This is a genomic window from Streptomyces sp. NPDC088554 (assembly GCF_044752945.1).
GTDB lineage: Bacteria > Actinomycetota > Actinomycetes > Streptomycetales > Streptomycetaceae > Streptomyces.
In genome coordinates, this window is record NZ_JBIVMF010000001.1 from 180,778 (window position 1) to 191,685 (window position 10,908).

A 10,908-nucleotide genomic window follows, 5' to 3' on the forward strand; every position below is an offset into this window, starting at 1 on the left:
CCCCAGCACCGCCGTGAATCGGCGCTCCCCCCACGCTCATGCCCGCGCGTTCGAAGGTGACGGTACCCAGTGACTGACGGCACAGTGAACGACGACAAGCTCCGCGACTACCTCAAGCGGGTCGCGACCGATCTGCACCGCACCCGGCGGCAGTTGCAGGACATGGAGGCCCAGCAGCACGAGCCGCTGGCCATCATCGGCATGGGCTGCCGCTACCCGGGCGGCGTCCGGTCCCCCGAGGAGCTGTGGCGGCTGGTGGCCTCGGGCACCGACGCGGTCTCCGGTTTCCCCGCCGACCGGGGCTGGGACATGGACGCCCTGTACGACCCCAGCCGCGAACGCCCCGGGACGACCTACGCGGCGGAGGGCGGATTCCTCACCGGCGCCGCCGACTTCGACCCCGCCTTCTTCGGGATCTCGCCGCGCGAGGCGCTCGCCATGGACCCGCAGCAGCGGCTGCTGCTGGAGACCACCTGGGAGTCCTTCGAACGCGCGGGCATCGACCCCGGCGAGCTGCGCGGCAGCGACACCGGAGTCTTCGTCGGCGTGATGTACCAGGACTACGCCGAGCGGCTGAGCCAGGTGCCCGACGACATCCAGGGCTACATCGCCAACGGCAACTCCGACAGCATCGCCTCGGGCCGGCTCTCCTACACCTTCGGCCTCGGCGGCCCGGCGGTCACCGTCGACACCGCCTGCTCCTCCTCCCTGGTCGCCCTGCACCTGGCCGGTCAGGCCCTGCGCCGGCGGGAATGCGGGCTGGCGCTGGCCGGCGGCGCCATGGTGATGTCCACCCCGTTCCCGTTCCTGGAGTTCAGCAGGCAGGGCGGGCTGGCCGCCGACGGCCGCTGCAAGTCCTTCGGCGCCGGAGCCGACGGCACCGGCTGGGGCGAGGGCGTCGGCATGCTGCTGCTGGAGCGCCTCTCGGACGCCCGCCGCAACGGCCACCCCGTCCTCGCCGTGGTACGCGGCACCGCCGTGAACCAGGACGGCGCGAGCAGCCGGCTGACCGCCCCCAACGGGCCCGCCCAGCAGCGGGTCATCCGGCGGGCGCTGGCCGATGCCGGGCTCACCCCCGCCGAGGTCGACGTGGTCGAGGCGCACGGCACCGGTACGCCGCTCGGCGACCCCATCGAGGCCCAGGCGCTGCTCGCCACGTACGGCCAGGACCGGCCCGCCGGCCGGCCGTTGCTGCTCGGCTCGCTCAAGTCCAACATCAGCCACACCCAGGCGGCGGCGGGTGTCGGCGGCATCATCAAGATGGTGATGGCGATGCGGCACGGCACCGTGCCGCCCACCCTGCACGCCGAGCACGCCACCCCCACCGTCGACTGGTCCGCCGGGGCCGTGGAGCTGGTCACCGAGACCGTGCCCTGGCCGGAGACCGGCGCGCCCCGCCGGGCGTCCGTGTCGTCCTTCGGCATCAGCGGCACCAACGGGCACGTCGTCCTGGAGGAGGCCGGACCCGACCCCTCCGAGGAGGCGGCGGACGGCCCCGACGGGACCGGCGCGTCCGATGTCCCCGGACCCCCGCAGGCCCTGCCGTGGCCGGTCTCCGGCCGCAGCCGCGACGCCCTGCGGGCCCAGGCCCGCTCCCTCGCCGCCCACCTCGACGAGCACCCCGGACAGGAACTCGTCGACGTCGGCCACGCCCTGGCCACCCACCGGGCCGCCCTCGAACACCGCGCGGTCGTGGTCGCGGCCGACCGGGACGGGTTCCTGAGCGGCCTGCGCGCCCTGACCGAGGACACCCCCGCGCCCGGAGTGGTGCGCGGGACCGGCGCGTCCGGCGGCGAGACCGCGTTCGTCTTCCCCGGCCAGGGGTCCCAGTGGGCCGGCATGGCCGTCGGGCTGCTGGACGACGCCCCGGTCTTCGCGGAGCGGCTGGCCGCGTGCGAGGCCGCCCTCGCCCCGTACGTGGACTGGTCGCTGACCGCCGTCCTGCGCGGGGAGCCCGGCGCCCCCTCGCTGGAGCGGGTGGACGTGGTCCAGCCCGCCCTGTGGGCCGTGATGGTGTCGCTGGCCGCGCTCTGGCGGTCGTACGGCGTCGAACCGGCGGCCGTCGCCGGGCACAGCCAGGGCGAGATCGCCGCCGCCGTGGTCGCCGGGGCGCTGTCCCTGGCGGACGGCGCCAAGGTGGTCGCGCTGCGCAGCCGCGCCCTGGGCGCGCTGTCCGGGGCCGGCGGCATGGTCTCCGTACCGCTGCCGGTCGAGGAGGTCCGCGCCCTGCTGACGGACGACCGGCTGTCCGTCGCCGCCGTCAACGGGCCCGCCTCCGTGGTGGTCTCCGGTGACCGGTCCGCGCTGGACGACCTGGTCGGTCTGCTCACCGCCCGTGACCTCGGGGTCCGGCGCATCGACGTGGACTACGCCTCGCACAGCGCCCACGTCGAGCGGATCCGGGACGAACTGCTGCGGCTGCTCGCCGACATCAGCCCCGGCCCCTCGGACATCCCCTTCTACTCCACGGTCACCGCGGAGCCGCTGGACACCACCGGCCTCGACGCCGACTACTGGTACCGCAACCTGCGCCGGACCGTCGAGTTCGAACAGACCACCCGCGCCCTGCTGGCCGACGGCCACCAGATCCTCCTGGAGGTCAGCCCCCACCCGGTGCTCACCGTCCCGATGGAGGCGACCACCCGGTCGGCGGGGGCCGAGGGAGCCGTGGTGACCGGCACCCTGCGCCGTGACAACGGCGGCCGGGACACCTTCCTCGCGGCCGTCGGCGAACTGCACGTCCACGGCGTCCCCGTCGACTGGCGGGCCGCCTACGCCGGGCACCGCCCCGGCCGGGCCGACCTGCCCACCTACGCGTTCCAGCGGCAGCGGTACTGGCTGGAGGAGACCGCCGCCTCCCCGGGCGACATGACCTCCGCCGGACTCGCCGCCGCCGACCACCCGTTGCTCGGCGCGATGGTGACCCTCGCCGACGGCGACGGCCTGATCCTCACCGGCCGCCTCTCCACCCACACCCATCCCTGGCTGGCGGATCACGGTGTGCTCGGCAGTGTGCTGCTGCCGGGGACGGCGTTCCTGGAGTTGGTGGTGCGGGCCGGGGATCAGGTGGGGTGTGGTCTGGTCGAGGAGTTGGTGCTGGAGGCTCCGTTGGTGGTGCCCGAGCGGGGTGGGGTGGTGGTGCAGCTGTCGGTCGGTGGCCCGGATGGTTCGGGTGTGCGGCCGGTGAGTGTGCATTCGCGGTCCGGTGACGCGTCCGCCGATGAGGCGTGGGTCTGTCATGCCCGGGGGTTGTTGGGTCCGGTGGGTGAGGCCGGTCCGGGTGAGCTGGTGGTGTGGCCGCCGGTGGGTGCCGAGCCGGTGGAGCTGGATGGTCTGTACGAGCGGTTCGCGGCGGGTGGGTTCGGTTATGGGCCCGCGTTCCGGGGGTTGCGTGCGGTGTGGCGTCGGGGTGACGAGGTGTTCGCGGAGGTGGGGCTGCGGTCCGAGGAGCAGGCGGAGGCCGCCCGGTTCGGGCTGCACCCCGCCCTGCTGGACAGCGCCCTGCACGCCACCGGGCTGGGGGAGTCCACCGAGGGCAGGCTGCCGTTCGCCTGGAACGGGGCCACCCTGCACGCCCAGGGCGCGACGAGCCTGCGCGTAGGCATCGCCCCCGCCGGCCCCGACACCGTGTCGCTGCGGGCCTTCGACCCGGCCGGCCGGCCCGTCCTGACCGTCGCCGGTCTCGCCCTGCGCTCGCCCACCCCCGGGAACCTCCCCGCGCCGGGCGGCGAGCGCCACCACGATTCGCTGTACCGCCTCGACTGGACCCCCCTCCGCCCCACCCCGGGCTCCGCCCCGGCGGCCTGGGCGCTCCTGGCCCCGGTGGGCGACCCCGGCGCGGCGGGCACCTACCCGGACCTCGCCGCGCTGCGGGCCGCCCTCGACTCCGGCGCGCCCGTACCGGAGCTGGTCCTCGCCGACCTCGGCCCGGCCCCCGCAGGACCGGACACCGGGGCCGACGCGCTCGCCGACGCCACCAGGACCGGCACGCACCAGGCCCTGGAACTCCTCCAGGACTGGCTGGCCGACGACCGGTTCACCGGGGCGCGGCTGGTCCTGGTCACCCGTGGCGCGGTCGCGGCCCGGCCCGGCGAGGACGTACCGAACCTGCCGCACAGCGCGGTGTGGGGGCTGGCGCGCTCCGCCCAGAGCGAGCACCCCGACCGCTTCCTCCTGGCCGACCTCGACGCGGACACCGACCCGTCGGCCGCCCTCGCGGCCGTCCTCGCCACCACCGGCGAGGAGCAGTTCGTGGTACGCGGCGGCCAGGCGTACGTACCCCGGCTCGCCAGGGTCCCCGTATCCGACGGCGCGGCACCCGCCCTGGATCCCGAGGGCACGGTGCTGATCACCGGTGGCACCGGTCTGCTCGGCGCCCAGGTCGCCCGGCACCTCGTCGTGGCGCACGGGGTGCGTCATCTGCTGCTCACCAGCCGCAGCGGCCCGGGGGCCTCCGGCGCGGACGCGCTGCGCGAGGAGCTTGAGGCGCTGGGCGCCGAGGTGCGGATCGAGGCGTGCGACGCGGCCGACCGTGACCTGCTCGCGGTGGTGCTGGCGGAGGTGCCCGCCGGGCATCCGCTGACCGCCGTGGTCCACACGGCGGGGGTGCTCGACGACGGGGTGCTCTCCTCGCTGACCCCCGAGCGGCTGGACCGGGTGCTGCGTCCCAAGACGGACGCGGCGCTCCACCTGCACGAGCTGACCGAGGGCATGGACCTCGCGGCCTTCGTCCTGTTCTCCTCCGCCACGGGCACCATCGGCGGCGCCGGACAGGGCAACTACGCCGCCGCCAACGTCTTCCTGGACGCCCTGGCCCACCACCGCCGGGCGAAGGGCCTGGCGGGGCAGTCCATCGCCTGGACGCTGTGGGAGCGGCGCGGCGGCATGACCGGCCACCTCAGCGACGACGACGTCCGCCGCATCGCCCGCTCGGGCCTGCCGTCGCTCACCGACGAACAGGGCCTCGCCCTGCTCGACGCCGCGCTCACGGTCGACGAACCGCTGTTGGTGGCCGTGCGACTGGACACCGCCGCGCTGCGCGCCCGCGCCGCCACCGACTCCGTACCCCGGCTGCTGCACGGAGTGGTACGGCTGCCCGCCCGGCGGCAGGCCGCGCTCGCCGCCGCCGACGGCGACCGGCACCCGCTGCTGGAGCGGCTCGCCGCGCTGGACGCCGCGGGCCGCCGCCGCGCCCTGCTGGACCTGGTCCGCGGCCAGGTGGCCGCCGTACTCGGCCACCCGTCATCCGACGCCATCGAGGCCGGACGCGCCTTCCGGGACCTCGGCTTCGACTCGCTGGCCGCCGTCGACCTGCGCAACCGGCTGGGCAACGCCACCGGGCTGCGGCTGTCCGCCACCCTCGTCTTCGACCACCCCACCCCCGAGATCCTCGCGGTCCACCTCGGCGCCGAACTGCTGGGCGAGGGCGCCCCACGGGCCGTCACCCCGGCCGCCACCGGCGGTGCGACGGCCGAGGAGGACCCGATCGCGGTCGTCGCCATGGGGTGCCGCTACCCCGGCGGCGTCCGCTCGCCCGAGGACCTGTGGCGCCTGATCTCCTCCGGCACCGACGCGATCTCCGCCTTCCCGGCCGACCGGGGCTGGGACCTGGACACCCTCTACAACCCCTCCGCCGGACACCACGGCACCTCCTACACCCGGTCCGGCGGCTTCCTGGACGACGCGGCCGACTTCGACGCGGACTTCTTCGGGATCTCGCCGCGCGAGGCGCTGGCGATGGACCCGCAGCAGCGGCTGCTGCTGGAGACGTCCTGGGAGACCGTGGAACGCGCGGGCATCGACCCGGCAACACTGCGTGGCAGTACGACCGGCGTCTTCGCCGGTGTGATGCACCAGGACTACGCCTCCCGGCTGCCGTACGTTCCCGAGGACGTGGAGGGGTTCCTCGGCATGGGGAACTCGGGCAGCGTCGTATCGGGCCGCGTCTCCTACGCCCTGGGCCTGGAGGGTCCGGCGGTGACGGTGGACACGGCCTGCTCGTCCTCGTTGGTCGCCCTGCACCTGGCGGTGCGGGCGCTGCGGTCCGGCGAGTGCTCCCTCGCGCTGGCCGGTGGCGTCACGGTCATGTCCAGTCCCCAGCTGTTCGTCGAGTTCAGCCGCCAGCGCGGCCTGTCGGCCGACGGCCGCTGCAAGGCGTTCGCCGCCGCGGCCGACGGCGTCGGCTTCGGCGAGGGCGTCGGCGTGCTGCTGCTGGAGCGGCTGTCGGACGCGCGGCGTAACGGGCGTCGGGTGCTGGCGGTGGTCCGGGGTTCCGCGGTGAATCAGGACGGCGCGAGCAATGGCCTGACCGCGCCGAACGGTCCTTCGCAGCAGCGGGTGATCGGGGCGGCGCTGGCCGATGCCGGGCTGGCCGCTTCCGAGGTGGACGTGGTGGAGGCGCACGGGACGGGCACCCGGCTGGGTGATCCTGTCGAGGCGCAGGCGCTGTTGGCGACGTACGGGCGGGAGCGTCCGGAGGGCCGGCCGTTGTGGCTGGGGTCGTTGAAGTCGAACATCGGTCATACCTCGGCGGCTGCCGGGGTGGGTGGTGTCATCAAGATGGTGGAGGCGATGCGGCACGGGGTGCTGCCCCGGACGTTGCATGTGGACGCGCCGACGCCGGAGGTGGACTGGTCCTCGGGCGGGGTGGAGCTGCTCATCGCCGAGCGTCCCTGGGCGGTCGCTCCCGGCGGTTCCCGTCGTGCGGGGGTCTCCTCGTTCGGCATCAGCGGCACCAACGCCCACGTCATCCTGGAGGACATCGAGGAGCCGGCGCCCGCCGCCGACACGCGGCCCGCCACCGACGTTCCCTGGATGCTCTCCGGCCACACCCCCGAAGCGCTGCGCGCCCAGGCCGGACGGCTCGCCGACCACGCGGACACCCACCCCGACGACAGCGCCGCCGCCATCGGTCTCGCCCTCGCCACCACCCGTACCCCGCACACCCACCGGGCCGTTCTGGTCGGTGACCGCGAGCAACTGGCCGCCGGACTGCGGGCGCTGGCCACTGACACACCCGGCGCCACCGGCACACCCGGCGCCACCCTCGCCCAGGGCACGGCGACCGCCGTCGGGCGCACCGTCTTCGTCTTCCCGGGGCAGGGGTCGCACTGGGAGGGGATGGCGGCCGGGCTGCTGGACTCCTCGCCGGTGTTCGCGGAGCGGCTGGCCGCGTGTGAACGTGCTCTCGCCCCGTATGTGGACTGGTCGGTCGTCGCCGTTCTGCGCGGCGAGCCGGGTGCTCCGTCGTTGGAGCGGATCGATGTGGTGCAGCCCGCGTTGTGGGCCGTGATGGTGTCGCTGGCGGAGGTGTGGCGGTCGTACGGTGTCGAGCCGGCGGCCGTCATCGGCCACAGCCAGGGCGAGGTCGCGGCCGCCGTGGTGGCGGGTGCGCTGTCCCTGGAGGACGGTGCGAAGGTCGTCGCGCTGCGGAGCCGGGCGCTGCTCGCACTGGAGGGCCGAGGGGCGATGCTGTTCGTCGCCCGGCCCGCCGCCGAGGTACGCGAACGGCTGGCGCCCTGGGGCGACCGGCTGGGCGTCGCGGCGGTCAACGGGGTCGCCTCGGTGACGGTCTCGGGCGATCCGGAGGCGCTGGACGAGTTCGGCGCGCAACTGTCCGCCGATGGTGTGCCGAGGCTGCCGGTCCCGGGGGTGACGTTCGCCGGGCACTCGCCCCAGGTCGACGCGTTGCGCCAGGAGCTGCTGGACGCGCTCGCCGGGGTGACCCCGCGCCGCTCGGACGTTCCCTTCTACTCGACCGTGACCGGTGGGGTCCTGGACACCACGGGTCTGGACGCCGCGTACTGGTACCGCAACCTGCGGGAGCCGGTGGAGTTCCACGAGACCGTCGGCGCGCTGATCGCCTCGGGCCACGACACGTTCGTCGAGTCCAGCCCGCACCCGGTGCTGACCGTCTGGCTCCACGAGCGCCTGGAGGGCGCCGAGGCCACGGGCGTGGTCGTCGGTTCGCTGTACCGCGACGACGGGGGGCTGGACCGGCTGCTGCTCTCCCTCGGCGAGGCCCATGTCCGGGGCGTGGCGGTCGACTGGTCCGCCGTGCTCGGTGCGGGCCCGACGGCCGCGCTGCCGACGTACGCCTTCCAGCGCAGCCGTTACTGGCTGGACGTCCTGGCCCGGGGCGGCGATGTCACCGCCGCCGGGCTGGGCGCCACGGACCACCCGCTGCTGGGCGCCGCCGTCGATCTGGCCCACTCCGGTGAGCAACTGCTCACCGGACGGCTGTCGGCCAGGACCCACCCCTGGCTGGCCGACTACACCGTCACCGGGACGAACCTGCTCCCCGGCACCGCCTTCCTGGAACTCGCGCTCCGCGCCGCCGACGAGGTCGACCGGGTCCTGATCGACGAACTGACCCTGCACACCCCGCTGGTCCTGCCCGAACAGGACGCCGTCCAGGTCCAGTTGCGCGTCGGACCGCCCGACGACAGCGGCAGGCGACCGCTCGGCCTGTACTCCCGGGCCGAACGCGACCCCGGCGCCGACTGGACCTCGCACGCCACCGGCACCCTCGCCCCCGGCGACCACGCCGAAGGACCCGCCGCGCCCGCGGCCTGGCCGCCGCCCGGCGCCGAGCCGGTCGACCTGACCGGTCTGTACGACGACCTCGCCGAGGCCGGCTGCGGGTACGGCCCCGCCTTCCAGCGGCTGCGCGCCGCCTGGCGGACCGGCACCCACGTCTACGCCGAGACGGCGCTCGAACGACAGCCCGACGGCGCCGGCTACCTGCTCCACCCGGCCCTGCTGGAGGGCGCCGTACAGGCGTCCACCCTGCTCGAAGGCGGGTCGGCGGCGGCCCTGCTGCCCTTCTCCTGGAACGGCGTCACCCCGTACGCCACCGGGGCCACCGCGCTGCGGATACGGATCGGCCGGGCCGGGACCGACACGGTGGTCCTCGACTGCTGGGACCCGGCCGGGCAGCCGGTCCTGTCGGCCGAGTCGCTGGTGCTGCGCCCGCCCGCCCCGGGGCTGCTCGCGGCCGCCGCCGCGGGCCGGGACGGGCTGTACCGCCTGGCCTGGACACCGCTGCCCGGCGGCGCCGAGGCGGTCGCACCCCTCACCGGGTGGGTGTCGTACGCCGACCGGGGCGCCGATCCGGCCACGCCGGTCGTCTGGACCTGCCCCCCCGCCACCGCCCCCGACCCGGCCGACGCCGTCCGGGACACCGCCACCGCCGCGCTGGCCGTGGTGCGGCAGTGGACGGCGGACGCCCGGCCCGACGACGCCCCGCTCGTGGTCCTCACCCGGCACGCGGTCGTGACCGGACCCGGCGGCCACCCGGCCGACCCGGCGCAGGCCGCCGCCTGGGGGCTGGTGCGGGCCGCCCAGGCCGAGCACCCGGACCGGTTCGTCCTGGTGGACCTGGACGGCGCCGACGCGTCGGCGGACGCCCTGGGCCAGGTGCTCGCCGGGGCCCTCGCCGCCGGGGAACCGCAGCTCGCCGTACGCGCGGGGACCCCGTCCGTACCCCGGCTGGCCAGGGCGGGACGGCCGGGCACCCTGGCGCCGCCGCCGGCCCCGCTGGATCCCGAGGGCACGGTGCTGATCACCGGTGGTACCGGTCTGCTCGGCGCCAAGGTCGCCCGCCATCTGGTGACGGAGCACGGGGTGCGTCATCTGCTGCTCACCAGCCGCAGCGGTCCGGAGGCCTCGGGCGCGGACGCGCTGCGCGAGGAACTGGTGTCGCTGGGCGCCGAGGTGCGGATCGAGGCGTGCGACGCGGCCGACCGCGACCGGCTCGCGGCGGTGCTGGCGGCGGTGCCCGCCCAGCACGCGCTGACGGCCGTGGTCCACGCGGCCGGGGTGCTCGACGACGGGGTGCTCTCCTCGCAGACCCCCGAGCGGCTGGAGCGGGTGCTGCGTCCGAAGACGGACGCGGCGCTGAACCTGCACGCGCTGACCCGGGACGCCGACCTGGCCGCCTTCGTCCTGTTCTCCTCCTCCATCACCCTGCTCGCGGGCAGCGCACAGGCCAACTACGCCGCCGCCAACACGGCGCTGGACGCACTTGCCGAGCGCCGCCGCGCCGAGGGACTGCCGGGCCTGTCCATCGCCTGGGGCCTGTGGGAGGAGAGCAGCGGCATGTTCGGCGAGGTGGACCTGCTCCGGCTGCGCCGGGCCGGCATCACCACGCTGACCTCCGCCGAAGGGCTGGCGCTGTTCGACGCGGCCCTCGTCTCGCAGGAGGCGTACCTGCTGGCCGCCCGGCTGGACATCGCCGCGCTGCGCGCCGGTACCGGGCAGGACGTCCCGGCGATGCTGAGCGACCTCGTCCGTACACCGCGTCGGCGCACCGCCGCCGCGCACGGCAACGGCGGAGGAGAGACCGTCGGCCTCATGGACCGGCTCGCCGGGCTCTCCGAGGCGGACGCCCACCGCGCGCTGCTGGACCTGGTGCAGGCCCACGCCGCCGCTGTCCTCGGCCATGCCTCGCCCGAACTGCTCAAGACCTCACGGCCCTTCAAGGAGCTCGGCTTCGACTCCCTCACCGGGCTGGAACTGCGCAACCGGCTGACGTCCGCCACCGGCATACGGCTGCCCGCAGGGATGGTCTTCGACCACCCGACCCCCGAGGCGGTGGCCCGCCATATCGGCGCCACCGGACGGCGCCGCCCGGCCGAGGCCCCCGCCCCGCTCGCGGAGCTGGACCGCTTCGCCGAACTGGTCGCCGGCCTGGCGCCGGACGCCCCCGACCGCGACCGGCTGTCCCAGCGGCTGCGGGAGGTACTGGCCCGCCTGGAGGCGGGCGGAGCGGCGGACGGCGCGGTCAGCGCGGACCGCATCGAATGCGCCACCAACGACGAGATCTTCGACCTCATCGACAACCAACTGGGCATCTCGTGACACCCACGGCCCACCCCCACGATCTATGTACGCCGTTTGCCGGAGAAG

At 75.4% G+C, this 10,908-nt stretch carries 1 protein-coding gene; it reads left to right on the forward strand.

What is annotated here, in order from left to right:
• The first annotated feature begins 69 nt into the window (after nt 1-69).
• Complete coding sequence (locus tag ACIP8W_RS00760) at nt 70-10,860, forward strand: type I polyketide synthase (RefSeq protein WP_402201509.1); 10,791 nt, start codon at nt 70-72, stop codon at nt 10,858-10,860.
• The last annotated feature ends 48 nt before the right edge of the window (nt 10,861-10,908 follow it).